The sequence below is a fragment of the Bradyrhizobium sp. CB3481 genome (assembly GCF_029714305.1).
GTDB lineage: Bacteria > Pseudomonadota > Alphaproteobacteria > Rhizobiales > Xanthobacteraceae > Bradyrhizobium.
Window position 1 is genome coordinate 380,811 of sequence record NZ_CP121647.1, and the last position, 15,485, is coordinate 396,295.

Below are 15,485 nucleotides of genomic sequence, written 5' to 3' on the forward strand. Positions count from 1 at the left end.
AAGGACAATCCGGGAACGCTGATAGGTTTGTTGTGACTTCCGCTCATGGCGCGAAACCGCTAACACGTCCCCGACATGAGCGATACCACTCCCGGAACTCCAAAACAGAGCTGGTGGCGGCGGCTTTCGAGCGGCCTGAAGCGTACGTCCAGCGCGCTCGGAACGGCCGTTGCCGATCTCGTCATCAAGCGCAAGCTCGACCGTGCCATGCTCGACGATATCGAGGATGTGCTGCTGCGCGCCGATCTCGGCACCACGGTCGCGGTCCGGATCGCGGACGCGGTCGGCGCCGGCCGTTACGACAAAGCCATTTCGGCCGATGAAGTGAAGACCGTCGTCGCCAGCGAGGTCGAGAAGGTGCTGGCACCGGTGGCGCAGCCGCTTGCGATCGACGCGGCCCAGAAGCCGTTCGTGGTTCTCGTGGTCGGCGTCAACGGCTCCGGCAAGACCACGACCATCGGCAAGCTGGCCGCGAAATTTTCCGCCGAGGGCCGCAAGGTGATGCTGGCGGCCGGCGATACCTTTCGTGCCGCCGCGATCGAACAGCTCAAGGTCTGGGGCGAGCGCACCAGATCGCCGGTTGTCGCGGGCGCGCAAGGTTCTGACGCGGCGAGCCTTGCCTTCAACGCGCTGAGCGCCGCGAAGGAGCAGAAGCTCGACGTGCTGCTGGTCGATACCGCCGGCCGCCTGCAGAACAAGGCCGAGCTGATGAACGAGCTGGAGAAGGTGGTTCGCGTCATCAAGAAGGTCGATGCGTCAGCCCCGCATGCGGTGCTGCTCGTGCTCGACGCCACGGTGGGACAAAATGCGCTGTCGCAGGTCGAGGCGTTTCATCGTACCGCTGGCGTCACGGGCCTCGTGATGACAAAGCTCGACGGCACCGCGCGTGGCGGCATCCTGGTGGCGCTGGCGGAGAAGTTCAAGCTGCCGGTCCACTTCATCGGGGTCGGCGAAGGCGTCGACGATCTCGCGCCGTTCACCGCGCGGGATTTTGCCAACGCGATCGCGGGAATTGAAACATAGGGTTTTCTTGTCATGCCCCGCGAAAGCGGGGCATCCAGTACGCCGGATCGCTGATTAGATCGAGGCGTCTCGGAGTACTGGATCACCCGCCCCAGTGCGCAATTGCGCACAAGGCGGGTGATGACGGCAACACAGGAAGTGCAATGGACAAGAACCAGCCGCATCCGCTGTTCAAGCTCGCGACCGAGCTGGGCCCGCTCATGGTGTTCTTTTTTGCCAACGCCAAGTTCAACCTGTTTGTTGCGACCGGCGCCTTCATGGTGGCGATCGTGGTTGCGATGATCGCCTCTTATGTCGTGGTGCGGCACGTGCCCATGATGGCGATCGTCACCGCCGTGATCGTGCTGGTATTCGGCACGCTGACGTTGGTTTTGCACGACGAGACCTTCATCAAGGTCAAGCCGACGATGGTTTACGGCCTGTTTGCGGCGATCCTCGGCGGCGGCCTGTTGTTCGGGCGCTCCTTCATCGCGATCCTGTTCAATCAGATGTTCAATCTGACCCCGAAGGGTTGGCGCATCCTGACCGCGCGCTGGGCGCTGTTCTTTTTGGTAATGGCCGTCCTGAACGAAATCATCTGGCGCACGCAGTCGACCGATTTCTGGGTCAACTTCAAGGTTTTCGGAGCCGTCCCGATCACGATGGTGTTTGCGATTGCCCAGATGCCGCTGATGAAGCGCTACCATCTGGAGCCGGCCACGCTCGAAGCGAGCGAGGCGGAAGCGGGCGATGTGAGCAAGGGGTAGGTGGCGTGTCCCGGACGCGGTGCAGCGCGTAGCGCTGCTCCGCAGAGCCGGGACCCATGTCTCCGTTCGATGTAGGCTCCGGCTCTGCAGCGCATCACCGGAGTCGCGCGAAGCGCGATCCCGGACGTGCTGCGCTGCGTCCGGGGCAAGAGAGTTCAGCTCTTCTGCTTGGCGATGATCTTGTCCTTGATCTTGTCGTAGGTCGCCTGCGGGACGATGCTCTTCTGCACCAGCTCGTCCTTGCCCTTGTACGGGCGGCCCGCGATGATCTTTGCCGAATAGGCCTTGCCGACGCCCGGCAGCGCATCGAGCTGCTCGGCGGTCGCCGAGTTGATGTCCAGCAACTCGGCCTTCGGCGCGGGCGCCATCTTCGACTCCGACCCCTTCGGCGCGGGGGCCATCTTGCTGTCGGACTTTGCCGCGGGCTGCGCCGTCTGGGCGATCGACGGCGTCGCCGTCATGAGGCCGAGCGTGAGCGCGGTGGCGAGAAGAGAAGCGAGCGTGAAATAACGCATGGGTGTCCCTCCAAGGACGGTTCTAGTAACGCCATAAAACTAGCTGCGAATTCATGGCGGCGCCATGGCTGTAAAATGAACGGCAGATAAAAGCCGACGAATATTTGAATCTCATTCTACGTCGTCATTCCGGAGCGATGCGCAGCATCGAATCCGGAATCTCGAGATTCCGGGTCTGGTCCTTCGGACCATCCCGGAATGACGACTATGTCGTCACTTCAACGCCTTCTCGATCTCGACCTTGAGCACGCTGTCGAGATTGGCCGGCGTCACCGGCCCGACCAGCTTGTAGCGGATGGTGCCGTCGCGGCCGACCACGAAGGTCTCGGGCACGCCGTAGACGCCCCATTCGATCGAAGCCCGGCCATTGCCGTCGACGCCGACCGCCGCAAACGGGTTGCCGTAGCGGCCGAGGAAGCGGCGGGCGTTGTCGGGCGAATCCTTGTAGTTGATGCCGACGATCTGCAGCCGCGTATCCCTCGCGAGCGTGGTCAATAGTGGCGCCTCGTCGTGGCACGGCACGCACCAGGACGCCCAGACATTGACGACAGAGACCTTGCCCTTGAACACGCCGGGGTCGAGCCCGGGAACTTTTGCCCCGTTCTGGACGAGGCCGTCCAGCGCCGGCAGCGTGGTCTGCGGCACCGGGCGCCCGATCAGGGCAGAGGGAATCCTCGAGGGATCGCCGCCGTAAAGCCTCAGCAGGAACAGCGCGGCGACGGCGAGGAAACCGAACAGCGGCAGCGCCACCAGCCAGCGCCGGCTGCGCGGCGGGCCGTCCGATGTTGTGGGGGCGGGCGCGGTCATCAGATTTCCGTCGCCTGGCGGCCGGAACGCCTGACGGCGCCGGAGGCCTCGAGATCGCGCAGACGCTCCTTCTGGTTGCGATAATCGATCGCGATCCAGGCGATGAGAATTACTACGATCGCTGCGACCAGCGCGTAGGACGTCACGATAAAGGAGGCATAGGGCCCGAGCGACATCGTCTCACGCCGCCTGCTGGCTGGCTTGCATCATCTGCAAGCTGCGCACCCGCCGGCGCAGGATCTCGTTGCGCATCGCCGCGATATGCAGCGTCACGAACAAGAGTGAGAAGCCGACCGCCATCACAAGGAGCGGAATCAGGAACGCCTTGTCGAGCGAGGTGCCGCCCATGCGCATCACCGATGCCGGCTGATGCAGCGTGTTCCACCAGTCGACGGAGAACTTGATGATCGGCAAATTGAGCGCACCGACCAGCGTCAGCACCGCGGCGGCCCGTGCCGCCCGCGACGGATCGTCGACCGCGCGCCACAGCGCCATCAGGCCGAGATACATCAGGAACAGGATCAGCACCGAGGTCAGCCGCGCGTCCCATTCCCAATAAGTGCCCCACATCGGCCGGCCCCACAGCGCGCCGGTGACCAGCGCGAGAAAGGTGAAGGCCGCGCCGATCGGCGCCGCCGCCTTGGCCGCGACATCGGCGAGCGGATGCCGCCACACCAGCGTGCCCAGCGCCGCAATGCTCATCACGCCCCAGACGAACATCGAAAGCCACGCGTTCGGCACGTGGATGAACATGATCTTGACGGTGGCGCCCTGCTGATAATCGTCGGGCGCCGTTGCCGCCTGGTACAGGCCGATCAGCAGCAGGATCGCGGTCGCGCCCGCCAGCCACGGCAGCACGCGCGCCGTCAGCGACAGGAATTTGGTGGGATTGGCGAGGTCGATCAGCGTCATGGCATCCTGATAGTCGTCAAGCGTGGGGCAGGCAATGCGACATGGTTTGTTTCATATTGCCTCCGCGAGAGTTGATCGGCGTCAAGTTTGTCAGTCCAGGCCGTGCCGCAGGCTGGCCGCGGCGGCGAACGGCCCGACCACGAGACTGACCAGGGACAGTGCGCACAGAATCGAAAACGGTGTTCCAAACGACAAAGGCCCTGATATTGCGGCCTGCGACGCGGCAACCCCGAAGATCAGCACCGGGATCGAAAGCGGCAGCACCAGGACCGCCAGCAAGAGGCCGCCGCGGTGCAGCGTTACGGCAAGCGCCGCGCCGATCATCCCGGTAAACGTCAGCGCCGGCGTCCCCACCAGCAGCGTCAGCGCCACGGCTGACGTCGCGGTAACATCGAGATTGAGCAAGAGGCCGAGCGCCGGCGTCGCCACGATCAACGGAACGCCGGCGGCGAGCCAGTGCGCCAGCGCTTTTGCCGCGCAGGCGAGTTCCAGCGGCGTTCGCCCCATCACGATCAGATCCAGCGAGCCGTCCTCATGGTCGGCGGTGAAGAGACGGTCGAGCGTCAGCAGGCTGGCGAGCAGGGCGCCGAGCCAGAGGATCGCGGGTCCGAGCCGCGCCAGCAGCGGCAGGTCCGGCCCGATCGCGAACGGCATCAGCACGGTGACGGTAAGGAAGAACAGCACACCGATCAGCGCCCCGCCGCCGACGCGGAGCGCGATCCTGATGTCCCGGCGAATCAGCGCGGCGAGGGCGGTCATGCGGGGCGCTCTTCCGAACGGTTGTTTGGAGCGAAGACCCGTTGCCGCGCAAACGGTGCGCTCCCTCCCCTTGCGGGGGAGGGCGGGGGAGAGGGGTGACCCAGCAAATGGTGTTCGAGTGATGCGCTTGTTGCGAGAGGCCAAACCGAGAGAGCACGTCGTGTGGCACCCCTCTCCCTGACCCTCCCCCGCAAGGGGGGAGGGAACGGAGAGGCATGTGCTCACGGCTACGGAAGTCAACGCCATCACTTCGTACCTCCCATCCGCAGTTCCCGTGCTTCGATCCCGAGCGGGGTATGCGTCGCGGCGATAATGATCCCGCCGCCTGCAAGGTGCTCGCGCATGACGCCGACGAACAAATCCTGGCCGGCGGTATCAAGCGCCGAGGTCGGCTCATCCAGCAGCCAGACCGGCCGGCGCACCACGAGCAGGCGGGCGATCGAAAGCCGCCGTCGCTGGCCGGCCGAGAGGTAGGCTGCCGGCAGGTTCGTGGCGTGGGCAAGCCCGACCGCCGTGAGGCATTGGCCGACATCCCCGGCCTTGCCGCCGAGAAAATCCCGCCAGAACGACAGGTTTTCGTGCACGCTCAGCGCCGGTTTCAGCGCGTCGCGGTGGCCGAGATAGTGCGCCTGCTCCGGCAAGGTCAGCTCGGCCTCGCCGCCTTCCAGTTCGACCGATCCGCCCGCCGGTACCAGCAGGCCGGCCAAGAGGCGCAGCAGCGAGGTCTTGCCCGAGCCGTTCGGCCCGATCACCGCCAGCACCTCGCCGGATGAGGCTTCGAAATGGAGGCCGGAGAACACCCCGCGGCCGCCCCTGATACAGTCGATTTGGCGTCCCGAGAGCCGCATTTTACGTCGTCACAGCCCTCTGAAATTGATGGGTACCGCGTCAGAATTTGTGGGTACCGCATTGCTGCAGCACGTTTGTCGGTGTGGCGGCGCTTCTAGAAAGATTCTATAAGCCCGGAACTTGATGCAGCACACAATCGGCGGCTGCAAGCCATCAGGCCAAGCCTCACGCTGAAGGTGTTTAAATACCCTTGCCGGGTATAACTAGAATTTGGGATTCCTGACAATGACCTCGCTCGACAGCTTCAAATGCCGCAAGACCCTCAAGGTCGGCAGCAAGACCTACGTGTATTACAGCCTGCCCACTGCGGAGAAGAACGGTCTGAAGGGGATTTCCAAGCTGCCCTATTCGATGAAGGTGCTGCTGGAAAATTTGCTGCGCAACGAGGATGGCCGCACGGTTAAGAAAGAGGACATCGTCGCGGTCTCGAAGTGGCTTCGCAAGCGCAAGCTCGAGCATGAAATCGCTTTCCGTCCGGCGCGCGTCCTGATGCAGGATTTCACTGGCGTGCCGGCGGTGGTCGATCTCGCCGCAATGCGTAATGCGATGCAGGCGCTCGGCGGCGATGCCGAGAAGATCAACCCGCTGGTGCCGGTCGATCTCGTCATCGACCATTCCGTCATCGTCAACTTCTTCGGTGACAACAAGGCGTTCGGCAAGAACGTCGTCGAAGAATACAAGCAGAACCAGGAACGCTACGAATTCCTCAAGTGGGGCCAGAAGGCGTTTTCGAACTTCTCGGTGGTGCCGCCCGGCACCGGCATCTGCCACCAGGTCAACCTCGAATATCTCGCGCAGACGGTGTGGACCAAAAAGGAGAAGATGACGGTCGGCAAGAAGACCGGCACCTTCGAGGTCGCCTATCCGGATTCGCTCGTCGGCACCGACTCGCACACCACCATGGTCAACGGCCTCGCCGTGCTCGGCTGGGGCGTCGGCGGCATCGAGGCGGAAGCCTGCATGCTCGGCCAGCCGCTGTCGATGCTGCTGCCGGAAGTGGTCGGCTTCAAGCTCAAGGGCCAACTCAAGGAAGGCGTCACCGCGACCGACCTCGTGCTGACGGTCACCCAGATGCTGCGCAAGCAGGGCGTGGTCGGCAAGTTCGTCGAATTCTTCGGCCCCGGCCTCGATTATCTCTCGGTCGCGGACAAGGCGACGATCGGCAACATGGCGCCGGAATACGGTGCGACCTGCGGCTTCTTCCCGGTCGATGCCGCGACTATCGATTACCTCAAGACCTCGGGCCGCAAGAATGATCGCGTCGCGCTGGTCGCTTCCTACGCCAAGGCGCAGGGCCTGTTCCGCACGGCGAAATCAACTGACCCCGTGTTCACGGAGACGCTGGTTCTCGACCTCAAGAATGTCGTGCCGTCGATGGCCGGCCCGAAGCGTCCCGAGGGCCGCATCGCGCTGCCCGGCGTTTCCACCGGCTTTGCGGCCGCGCTGACCGGCGAGTACAAGAAGCCCGATGCCGCCGCGAACCGCTATGCGGTCGAGGGCCGCGACTTCGATCTCGGCCATGGCGACGTCGTGATCGCCGCCATCACCTCGTGCACCAACACGTCCAACCCGAGCGTCCTGATCGGCGCGGGCCTTTTGGCGCGCAACGCCGCCGCCAAGGGCCTGACCGCCAAGCCGTGGGTGAAGACCTCGCTGGCGCCCGGCAGCCAGGTGGTCGCCGAATATCTTGCCAATTCCGGCCTGCAGAAGGATCTCGACAAGGTCGGCTTCAACCTCGTCGGCTTCGGCTGCACCACCTGCATCGGCAATTCGGGCCCGCTGCCGGAAGAGATTTCGAAGTCGATCAACGACAACGGCATCGTGGCCGCGGCCGTGCTGTCGGGTAACCGCAACTTCGAAGGCCGCGTCTCGCCTGACGTGCAGGCGAACTATCTGGCGTCGCCGCCGCTGGTCGTGGCCTATGCGCTGGCCGGCACCGTGACCAAGGATCTCGCCGTCGAGCCGATCGGCACCGGCAAGGACGGCAAGCCGGTCTACCTGAAGGACATCTGGCCGACCACAAAGGAGATCAACGCCTTCATGAAGAAGTACGTCACCGCGACGATCTTCAAGAAGCGCTACGCCGATGTGTTCAAGGGCGACACCAACTGGCGCAAGATCAAGACCACCGACAGCGAGACCTATCGCTGGAACATGTCGTCGACCTATGTGCAGAACCCGCCTTATTTCGAAGGCATGAAGAAGCAGCCAGATCCCGTCGTCGACGTGGTCGATGCGCGGATTTTGGCGATGTTCGGCGACAAGATCACCACCGACCACATCTCGCCGGCCGGCTCGATCAAGCTGACGTCGCCGGCAGGAAAATTCCTTAGTGAGCACCAGGTGCGCCCCGCCGACTTCAACCAGTACGGGACGCGGCGCGGCAACCATGAGATCATGATGCGCGGCACCTTCGCCAATATCCGCATCAAGAACTTCATGCTGAAGGGCGCCGACGGCAATATTCCGGAAGGCGGCCTCACCAAGCACTGGCCCGACGGCGAGGAGATGTCGATCTACGATGCCGCGATGAAGTATCAGGCCGAAGGCGTGCCGCTCGTCGTGTTCGCCGGCGCCGAATACGGCAATGGTTCGTCGCGCGACTGGGCCGCGAAGGGCACCCGCCTGCTCGGCGTTCGCGCCGTGATCTGCCAGAGCTTCGAGCGCATCCACCGCTCCAACCTGGTCGGCATGGGTGTGTTGCCGCTCACCTTCGAGGACGGCACATCGTGGTCGTCACTGGGGCTGAAGGGCGACGAGAAGGTGACGATCCGCGGCCTGCAGGGCGACCTGAAGCCGCGCCAGACCCTGACCGCCGAGATCGTCTCGAACGACGGCTCGCTGCAGCGCGTGCCGCTCTTGTGCCGCATCGATACCCTCGACGAGCTTGACTACTACCGCAACGGCGGCATCCTGCATTATGTGCTGCGCAAACTCGCGGCGTAGAGTTCTCTTTTTGACGCGTTTTCTTCACGCGAACCGGTAACCACTTCGCTTGAAAACGCTTTGAAACGCGGATTTGTGATCAGTGCCTCACTTCGAAGTGAGTGGCGACCAAAGAGAAGGCGGCCTATGACAAGGCCGCTTTCGCGTGTCTGGGGCACGCTTGTCAGGAGATCAACCATGCCCCGTACAACTACGGATGGATGCTACCACCGGTTCGCACGATGACACCGACGGCCTTTAATTCCATATCGCGATGGTCCGGTGCGCTCGGTGTCTGCGCGATCATCGCGGTCATTCGCCCGGCCCATGCCGATCCGCGCGCCGTGGTCGAATTGTTCACCTCGCAAGGCTGCTCGTCCTGTCCGCCGGCTGACCGCCTCGTCGGCGAACTGGCGAAAGATCCGTCGGTGATCGCGCTGAGCATGCCTGTCGATTACTGGGACTATCTTGGCTGGAAGGACACGCTCGCGGACTCGCGCTTCAGTGCGCGCCAGAAGGCCTATTCGCGTGCACGCGGCGATCGCAATCTCTACACGCCGCAGATGATCGTCAACGGCTCGGCGCAGGTGATCGGCAGCGATCGCACCGCGATCGACGGCGCCATCAAGACGACCGGTAAGGCCGACGGCGTGATGTCGCTGCCGGTGACGATGACTTTGTCGGGCAAGCTGCTCAACGTCTCGGTCGACGCAAGCAAGGTGTCGACCGCGATGGGCCATGGCGAAGTGTGGCTCTGCTCGGTGTCGCGCGCGGTGCCGATTTCGATCGGGCGCGGCGAGAACCGCGGCCGCGAGATCACCTACTACAACGTGGTGCGCAGTCTCGTGAAGGTCGGCGACTGGAACGGCGGTTCAGGAAGCTGGACCATTCCGCTGGAGAGCATCTCGCACGATGGCGTCGATGCCGCCGTCGTCTATGTCCAGGACGGCAATCGCGACAAGCCGGGCGCGATGCTCGGCGCAGCCATGACCGAGCTGCGCTAGCGCGGCTTCGAGTTTTCTGAACGGGTGCCGTCTGAGCGGGTGCCGGTTGGGCAGCCGTGGTTTGACGCGGGCGAACGCGGTCGCGTGCAATCGGCCCACAAACGAAAAAGGACCAACTTTCGTTGGCCCAGTATCGGGATTAACTCCCTCTGCGAACAGGCCCGATCCCGACGGCCCCGGGGGGCTGGGGGCTGAGGAATCCGGAACCGAAAGGACCGGGCCAACGCAGGATTTTCTTTTCGCAACCTAGCGGGGCAGGCGGTTGGCGGAAGTGGGGCAGCAATAAGATTCCGCTAACGATCCCGTGAATCCACGGATTCGGCGATGTCGCGTGTCGGACGCGATTTCTTTCGCATTTACACCCCCTTGCGGCATCCTGCGGTTAGCGCGATCATGTAAATCTCAGCATGCTCCCGAAAAGTGGGGTCCGGTTTTCGGAACGAGAGCATGCCCGAGATGACAGGAGGCGCTCGATGAATTTGATATCGGAGGACACCGATCCGAGCGAGAGCCGCGCAGTGGCGCGCCCCGCCACTGCAGTTCCCCCGCCGAATCGGGTCACCTTCAACCGTCTCGAACTCAACCGCATCCTCAATCTGTATGGTCGCATGGTCGCCGACGGCGAATGGCGCGACTACGCCATCGATTTCATGAAGGAGCGTGCGGTGTTTTCGGTATTCCGCCGCGCTTCGGAAGTTCCCATCTACCGCATCGAGAAGGACCCGCGCCTGGCGCGCAAACAGGGCATGTACAGCGTGATCTCGGCGACCGGGCTGATCCTGCGCCGCGGCCACGAGCTCGAGCGGGTGCTGCTGGTGATCGATCGCAAGCTGGCGGTGGTCTAGCGAAGGTGCGGTAGGGTGGGCAAAGGCGCGCAGCGGCGTGCCCACCATTTCTCCCCAAGGCACGGTTTTGATGGTGGGCACGCTTCGCTTTGCCCACCCTACAACATTAATCCTTCGGCACCGTCGTCGCGCCCTCGCCCAAGGCGCGCTGCATCATCACGGTGTCGAGCCAGCGGCCGAACTTCAGGCCGACATTGACGTGCGTCCCGATCATCTGGAACCCGCATTTGGTGTGAACGCCGATCGAGCCGGCATTGGCGGAATCGCCGATGACGGCGATCATCTGCCGGAAGCCGCGTGCCTCGCATTCGGCGATCAGCCGCTGCATTAGCTGAAAGCCGACGCCGCGGCGGTGAGTGGCGGGGCTCAGATAGACTGAGTTCTCAACCGTGAAGCGGTAGGCCGGGCGCGGCCGGTAGGGTCCGGCATAGGCGTAGCCGATCACTTGGCCTTCGACGACGGCAACGAAATAGGGGAAGCCGCCGTCGGACAGCGCCCTGAACCGCCGGGTCATCTCGGCGAGATCGGGCGGAACCAGTTCGAACGTCGCGGTGCCGTGGCGGACCGCATGCTCGTAGATTTCGGTGATGGCGGGAAGGTCGGCCTCGGCGGCGGGCCGGATTTCGGGCGTGGACATGAGGAAAAAGATACCAGCGGAGCCGCCGGGATCAACGCTGTTTCTGTCATGGCCAGCTCAAGCCCAGGCATGACGAGCACGGAGGCAAACAAAAACCCCGGCCGCGAGGCCGGGGTCTTCAACTCTTGAACCTGTCCGTTGTCGGCTAGTCGCGCTGGCCGAGGAGCTGCAGCAGCAGCGTGAACAGGTTGATGAAGTTCAGGTACAGCGACAGGGCGCCCGAAATCGCCGCCCGTTCTGCAACCTCGCCGCCGGCCTGGGCGTAGCCGTAGATGTACTCGTTCTTCAGCCGCTGGGTATCCCAGGCGGTGAGGCCCGCGAACACCAGCACGCCAACCACCGAGACGATGAACTGCAGCATCGAGCTCGCCAGGAACAGGTTGACCAGGCTTGCGATGATCACGCCGATCAGGCCCATGAACAGGAACGATCCCATTCCGCTCATGTCACGCTTGGTGGTGTAGCCATAGAGGCTCAGCGCACCGAAGGTCGCCGCCGTGATGAAGAACACCCGCACGATCGAGGTGTGGGTATACACCAGGAAGATCGACGACAGCGAAACGCCCATCAGTGCCGAGAACACCCAGAACAGCATCTGGGCGGTCGCCGGCCGCAGCCGGTCGATGCCGGCCGAGATCGCAAAGACCATCACGAGCGGCGCGAGGATGAACACCCACTTCAGCGGGCTGACGAACATCGCATAGCCGAACGGGGTCAGGAACTGGCTGCCGATCCGCACGGCGCCGGCCGCCGGGTCGGTGGTCACCGCCGCCATGTAGATGCCGAGCGCCGCAAGGCCGGTGATGGCCAAGCCGATGCTCATGTAGTTGTAGATGCGCAGCATGTAGGCGCGCAGACCGGCATCGACGGCCGCAGCGTCAACGCGTCCGGCGGCCCGGCCGAAAGGAGATACGTAGTTACGGTCTAGGTCCGACATGGTCGAATTCCCGTTGGTTGCCCGGCGGGACGCAAGGGTTTGCGGCGCCGGTTAGATTTCTTAGCTCAGATGTCCCGATCTGCCGACGTTAATTTTACGTCATGAACCCGGCCACTGATCTTGGCTGGTATGTGGGAAACTAACACATTCGCCGCAAGCTTCCACGCGCGGCTGAATGTCGCTTCTGCGGCCGATTTGCCGGTAAAAGCAGCATTAACCCTGCTTTCCGCCGCTACAAATTGTCACAAATTCCGTAACACGCTGGCCGGCTTCTGGTTCAGCGCCAGCAACGTGCCGGCGAGCCCGAGCCCGACCGTGACGAGGAGGGCGGCGGCAACCACGCCCGCGGCGCTGCCGGCCTGCCAGATGAAACTCAGCGTCATCAGGCGGGTGACGATCAGCCAGGCCGCAACCGAGCCTGCGATCACGCCGAACACCGCCGTGGCGAGGCCGATCAGCAGGTATTCCAGCGCGTAGGCACCGAGCAATCGCGCGCGGGTTGCACCGAGCGTCTTGAGGATGACGGCGTCATAGACCCGGTGGCGATGGCCGGCCGCCAGCGCACCGCCAAGCACCAGCATTGCCGAGATCAGCGTCACGGCGCTGGCGCCGCGGATCGCGAGCACGAGGTTGGTGACGACGGTGCCGACGGTCTCCAGCGCCTCGCGCACCCGCACGCTGGTCACCATCGGAAAGGCGTCCGCCACCTGCTTGATGATGCGGGCGTCGCCGGCGGCATCGGGGTGGACCTCGGACAGCGTCGCGACATGGGTGTGCGGCGCGCCTTTGAAGGCGTTCGGCGAGAATACCAGCACGAAATTGATGCCGAGCCCCTGCCAGTCGATGTTGCGCAGATTGCTGATCTTTGCCGGAATGTCGCGGCCGAGCACGTTGACCACGATCTCGTCGCCGATTTTGAGCTTGAGGCCGTCGGCGATCTTCTTTTCCATCGAGACCAGCGGCGGGCCGCTATAGTCCGCGCTCCACCATTCGCCTTCGACGATCTTCGAGCCCTTCGGTATTTCGCCGGTATAGGTCAGGCCGCGGTCGCTCTGCAGCACCCATTCGCTGTCCTGCGACGCCTTGAGCTGGTCGGCCTTGAGGCCGCGGGCGGCGACGATGCGTCCGCGCAGCATTGGCACGTCCTCGACGGTCGATTGCGGCGCGACCTCTTTGAGGAAGGCGCCGAAACGGTCCGCATCGGCGGTCGGAATGTCGATGAAGTAGAAGGAGGGGGCGCGCTCCGGCAGCGCGGCGAGGAACTGCCGGCGCAGATTGCCGTCGATCTGGGTGATGGTGACGAGCACCGCGAGCCCTAGCCCTAACGACATCACGACCGAGGGCGTCAGCGCGCCCGGTCGGTAAATGTTGGCGATCGCCAGCCGCAGCATGGTGATGCGGCTGCGCGGCATTTGGCGCGCCAGCGCCATAAGGCCGGCGGCAACGCCGCGGAGCAGCGCGAACACCGCGACCGAGGAGGCGACGAACACGGCCGCGACCCGCTTGTCATAGGCAAGGCCGATCGCGACGGCGATCAGGGCTGCGATCACGATCGCCATCAGCGCGAGATAGGCCCAGCGTGGCCGGTGCCATTCGCGCGCGACCTCCTCGCGAAACAGCGCCGCGACCGGCACATCGTGGACCCGGCCGAGCGGCCACAGACCGAACGCGAGGGCGGTCAGCAGGCCATAAATGAACGACAGCGCCAGTTCGTCCGGATGCAGCGCCGGGATCACCGGCAGCGGCAGCAGCTTGCCGAACGCGCCGACGATGATGAAGGGCAGCGCCGCGCCGGCGGCGAGCCCGATCACCGAGCCGATGCCGGCCAGCACGATCACCTGCGTCAGGTAGATCGTGAAGACGTCGCGTCCAGTGGCGCCGAGCGCCTTGAACGAGGCGATGACGTCACGGCGGCGGTCGATGTGGCTCTTCACCGCATTGGCGACGCCAACGCCGCCGACTAGGAGGGCGGCGAGGCCGACCAGCGTCAGGAACTGAGTGAAACGGTTGATGCTGCGTTCGAGCTGCGGCGAGGCGTTGCCGCGGCTGCGGATTTCCCAGCCGGCCTCGGGGAGGGCACTGCGCGCGGCATCGATCAGCTGCGTGGCGGCCCGCTCGTCGGCCGCGTTATCAGGCAGCTTGAGCCGATAGATCCAGCGCACCAGGCTGCCGGGCTGCAGCAGGCCGGTGGCGCGCAAAGCGGGTTCGCTGACCAGAACCCGCGGCCCGAGGCCGACATTGCCGGCGAGCTTGTCCGGCTCTGTAACGACCACACTGCGGATCTGCAGCGTGGCATTGCCGATCGTGATGCGGTCGCCGATCTTGAGATCGAGCCGCGCCAGCAGCGTGGAATCAACCGCCGCGCCGAACGCGCCGTCACGTTCGGCCAGCACGTCCGCCATCGGCATCCTGGGCTCGAGCGTGACGTCGCCGAGCATCGGATAATTGCCGTCCACCGCCTTGAGTTCAACCAGCGCCAGCCTGCCGTCGCTGCTGCGGGCCATGACGCGCAGCGTCGCCGCCACCGAGACCTGGCCGCGGGCGCGCAGGAAGGCGATTTCCTCCGGCTTGGCCTCGCGCTGGATCAGCGAGAAGGCGACATCGCCGCCGAGCAGCGTGCGGCCCTCGCGCTCCAGGCCTTCGCTGAGGCTCGCGGCAACCGAGCCGACGCCGGCAATCGCCATGACGCCGAGCGCGATGCAGGCGATGAAGACGTAAAAGCCGCGCAGGCCGCCGCGCAATTCGCGCAGCGCATAACGGAGGGCGAGCGACGACGCGCGGCTGTGATAGGTCGGTTCGGAAACGGTGGTCATGAATGTCCGTCGATGCGGCCCGAGCGCAGCCGCACCACGCGGTCGCAGCGCTGTGCGAGTGAACTGTCGTGCGTCACCAGCACCAGCGTCATGCCGCGCTCGGCGTGCTTGGTGAAGAGCATGTCGACGATCTGCTTGCCGGTGGTCTCGTCGAGATTGCCGGTCGGCTCGTCCGCGACGAGGATGGCGGGATCGGGCGCCAGCGCGCGGGCCAACGCCACGCGCTGCTGCTCGCCGCCGGAGAGTTGCGTGGGGTAATGATGCAGGCGCTCGCCGAGCCCGACGGAAGCGAGTTCCTTGGCGGCGCGCTCGGCTGCGTCAGGATTGCCGGCAAGCTCCAGCGGCACCGCGACGTTTTCCAATGCGGTCATGGTCGGAATCAAATGGAACGACTGGAACACGATGCCGACCTGGCGGCCGCGGAAGCGCGCCAGCGCGTCCTCGTCGAGGGCATTGAACGGCGTGCCGTTCACCACCACCTCTCCGCTGTCAGGACGTTCCAGCCCCGCCATCACCATCAGCAAGGTCGATTTGCCCGATCCGGATGGTCCGATCAGCCCGATCGCTTCGCCCGATGCCACACGAAGGCTGATATCTTTCAGGATATGAACGCGGGCGGCGCCGGTGCCGAGCGAGAGGTTGACGTTGGAAATGGAAATGGTGTCCGGCCCAAGGCCGGTCAGGGAAGAGGATTCGATGCGACTGTCCATGGC

15 protein-coding genes are annotated in these 15,485 nt (G+C 64.4%); 5 read left to right on the forward strand and 10 right to left on the reverse strand.

Going from position 1 to position 15,485, the window contains the following annotated elements; all coding sequences use genetic code 11:
- The first annotated feature begins 75 nt into the window (after positions 1 to 75).
- On the forward strand, positions 76 to 1,023 hold the full coding sequence (gene ftsY, locus QA643_RS01840) for a signal recognition particle-docking protein FtsY (protein ID WP_283031512.1): 948 nt from the start codon (positions 76 to 78) through the stop codon (positions 1,021 to 1,023).
- Positions 1,024 to 1,166: 143 nt separating this feature from the next.
- Positions 1,167 to 1,769 (forward strand): septation protein A, encoded by a 603-nt coding sequence (locus QA643_RS01845; protein WP_283031513.1) that lies wholly within the window; start codon positions 1,167 to 1,169, stop codon positions 1,767 to 1,769.
- Between the two features lie 155 nt (positions 1,770 to 1,924).
- Here the strand turns inward: QA643_RS01845 and QA643_RS01850 are convergent, their stop codons facing one another.
- The 6 genes from QA643_RS01850 to ccmA form a co-directional block, all read right to left on the reverse strand.
- Positions 1,925 to 2,284: a helix-hairpin-helix domain-containing protein gene (locus tag QA643_RS01850; protein ID WP_283031514.1), complete on the reverse strand. Its 360-nt coding sequence runs from the start codon at positions 2,282 to 2,284 to the stop codon at positions 1,925 to 1,927.
- A gap of 213 nt (positions 2,285 to 2,497) precedes the next feature.
- The gene (locus tag QA643_RS01855; protein WP_283031515.1) at positions 2,498 to 3,091 is read right to left on the reverse strand and encodes a DsbE family thiol:disulfide interchange protein; all 594 of its coding nucleotides are present in this window, start codon (positions 3,089 to 3,091) and stop codon (positions 2,498 to 2,500) included.
- Positions 3,091 to 3,267, reverse strand: coding sequence for a heme exporter protein CcmD (gene ccmD, locus QA643_RS01860; RefSeq protein WP_283031516.1), 177 nt, complete (start codon positions 3,265 to 3,267; stop codon positions 3,091 to 3,093). Before ccmD ends, QA643_RS01855 begins: the two co-directional genes overlap by 1 nt.
- Positions 3,268 to 3,271: 4 nt before the next feature.
- Positions 3,272 to 4,003 (reverse strand): heme ABC transporter permease, encoded by a 732-nt coding sequence (locus QA643_RS01865; RefSeq protein ID WP_283031517.1) that lies wholly within the window; start codon positions 4,001 to 4,003, stop codon positions 3,272 to 3,274.
- A 90-nt stretch (positions 4,004 to 4,093) separates the two neighbouring features.
- Positions 4,094 to 4,762, reverse strand: coding sequence for a heme exporter protein CcmB (gene ccmB / locus QA643_RS01870; RefSeq protein ID WP_283031518.1), 669 nt, complete (start codon positions 4,760 to 4,762; stop codon positions 4,094 to 4,096).
- A gap of 245 nt (positions 4,763 to 5,007) precedes the next feature.
- Positions 5,008 to 5,610: a heme ABC exporter ATP-binding protein CcmA gene (ccmA, locus tag QA643_RS01875; RefSeq protein WP_283031519.1), complete on the reverse strand. Its 603-nt coding sequence runs from the start codon at positions 5,608 to 5,610 to the stop codon at positions 5,008 to 5,010.
- 226 nt (positions 5,611 to 5,836) lie between these two features.
- On the opposite strand from ccmA, the gene acnA reads away from it, so the two are divergent.
- The 3 genes from acnA (at position 5,837) to QA643_RS01890 (ending at position 10,385) form a co-directional block, all read left to right on the forward strand.
- Positions 5,837 to 8,557 carry an aconitate hydratase AcnA gene (gene acnA, locus QA643_RS01880; protein WP_283031520.1) on the forward strand — a complete coding sequence of 907 codons (2,721 nt, stop codon included), beginning with the start codon at positions 5,837 to 5,839 and terminating at the stop codon, positions 8,555 to 8,557.
- Positions 8,558 to 8,778: 221 nt separating this feature from the next.
- Positions 8,779 to 9,540, forward strand: a complete 762-nt coding sequence (locus tag QA643_RS01885) for a DUF1223 domain-containing protein (RefSeq protein ID WP_283031521.1) — start codon at positions 8,779 to 8,781, stop codon at positions 9,538 to 9,540.
- Positions 9,541 to 10,013: 473 nt separating this feature from the next.
- Positions 10,014 to 10,385: a DUF2794 domain-containing protein gene (locus QA643_RS01890; protein ID WP_283031522.1), complete on the forward strand. Its 372-nt coding sequence runs from the start codon at positions 10,014 to 10,016 to the stop codon at positions 10,383 to 10,385.
- Between the two features lie 106 nt (positions 10,386 to 10,491).
- Here QA643_RS01890 and QA643_RS01895 read toward each other — a convergent pair whose 3' ends face one another.
- The 4 genes from QA643_RS01895 to QA643_RS01910 all read right to left on the reverse strand — a co-directional run bounded on the left by QA643_RS01895 (position 10,492) and on the right by QA643_RS01910 (position 15,482).
- Positions 10,492 to 11,022 (reverse strand): GNAT family N-acetyltransferase, encoded by a 531-nt coding sequence (locus tag QA643_RS01895; RefSeq protein ID WP_283031523.1) that lies wholly within the window; start codon positions 11,020 to 11,022, stop codon positions 10,492 to 10,494.
- Between the two features lie 145 nt (positions 11,023 to 11,167).
- On the reverse strand, positions 11,168 to 11,959 hold the full coding sequence (locus tag QA643_RS01900) for a Bax inhibitor-1/YccA family protein (protein ID WP_283031524.1): 792 nt from the start codon (positions 11,957 to 11,959) through the stop codon (positions 11,168 to 11,170).
- A gap of 242 nt (positions 11,960 to 12,201) precedes the next feature.
- On the reverse strand, positions 12,202 to 14,772 hold the full coding sequence (locus QA643_RS01905; protein WP_283031525.1) for an ABC transporter permease: 2,571 nt from the start codon (positions 14,770 to 14,772) through the stop codon (positions 12,202 to 12,204).
- Positions 14,769 to 15,482, reverse strand: a complete 714-nt coding sequence (locus QA643_RS01910; RefSeq protein ID WP_283031526.1) for an ABC transporter ATP-binding protein — start codon at positions 15,480 to 15,482, stop codon at positions 14,769 to 14,771. The genes QA643_RS01905 and QA643_RS01910 overlap by 4 nt, the downstream gene beginning before the upstream one ends.
- Positions 15,483 to 15,485: the final 3 nt, after the last annotated feature.

Bases quoted from the DNA above. Each gene is read 5' to 3' on its own strand.
- QA643_RS01885 (WP_283031521.1), top strand. From the start codon at position 8,779: ATGACACCGACGGCCTTTAATTCCATATCGCGATGGTCCGGTGCGCTC.
- QA643_RS01900 (WP_283031524.1), bottom strand. From the start codon at position 11,959: ATGTCGGACCTAGACCGTAACTACGTATCTCCTTTCGGCCGGGCCGCC.
- QA643_RS01865 (WP_283031517.1), bottom strand. From the start codon at position 4,003: ATGACGCTGATCGACCTCGCCAATCCCACCAAATTCCTGTCGCTGACG.
- ccmB (WP_283031518.1), bottom strand. From the start codon at position 4,762: ATGACCGCCCTCGCCGCGCTGATTCGCCGGGACATCAGGATCGCGCTC.
- QA643_RS01855 (WP_283031515.1), bottom strand. From the start codon at position 3,091: ATGACCGCGCCCGCCCCCACAACATCGGACGGCCCGCCGCGCAGCCGG.
- ftsY (WP_283031512.1), top strand. From the start codon at position 76: ATGAGCGATACCACTCCCGGAACTCCAAAACAGAGCTGGTGGCGGCGG.
- QA643_RS01845 (WP_283031513.1), top strand. From the start codon at position 1,167: ATGGACAAGAACCAGCCGCATCCGCTGTTCAAGCTCGCGACCGAGCTG.
- acnA (WP_283031520.1), top strand. From the start codon at position 5,837: ATGACCTCGCTCGACAGCTTCAAATGCCGCAAGACCCTCAAGGTCGGC.
- QA643_RS01895 (WP_283031523.1), bottom strand. From the start codon at position 11,022: ATGTCCACGCCCGAAATCCGGCCCGCCGCCGAGGCCGACCTTCCCGCC.
- QA643_RS01905 (WP_283031525.1), bottom strand. From the start codon at position 14,772: ATGACCACCGTTTCCGAACCGACCTATCACAGCCGCGCGTCGTCGCTC.
- QA643_RS01850 (WP_283031514.1), bottom strand. From the start codon at position 2,284: ATGCGTTATTTCACGCTCGCTTCTCTTCTCGCCACCGCGCTCACGCTC.
- ccmD (WP_283031516.1), bottom strand. From the start codon at position 3,267: ATGTCGCTCGGGCCCTATGCCTCCTTTATCGTGACGTCCTACGCGCTG.
- ccmA (WP_283031519.1), bottom strand. From the start codon at position 5,610: ATGCGGCTCTCGGGACGCCAAATCGACTGTATCAGGGGCGGCCGCGGG.
- QA643_RS01910 (WP_283031526.1), bottom strand. From the start codon at position 15,482: ATGGACAGTCGCATCGAATCCTCTTCCCTGACCGGCCTTGGGCCGGAC.
- QA643_RS01890 (WP_283031522.1), top strand. From the start codon at position 10,014: ATGAATTTGATATCGGAGGACACCGATCCGAGCGAGAGCCGCGCAGTG.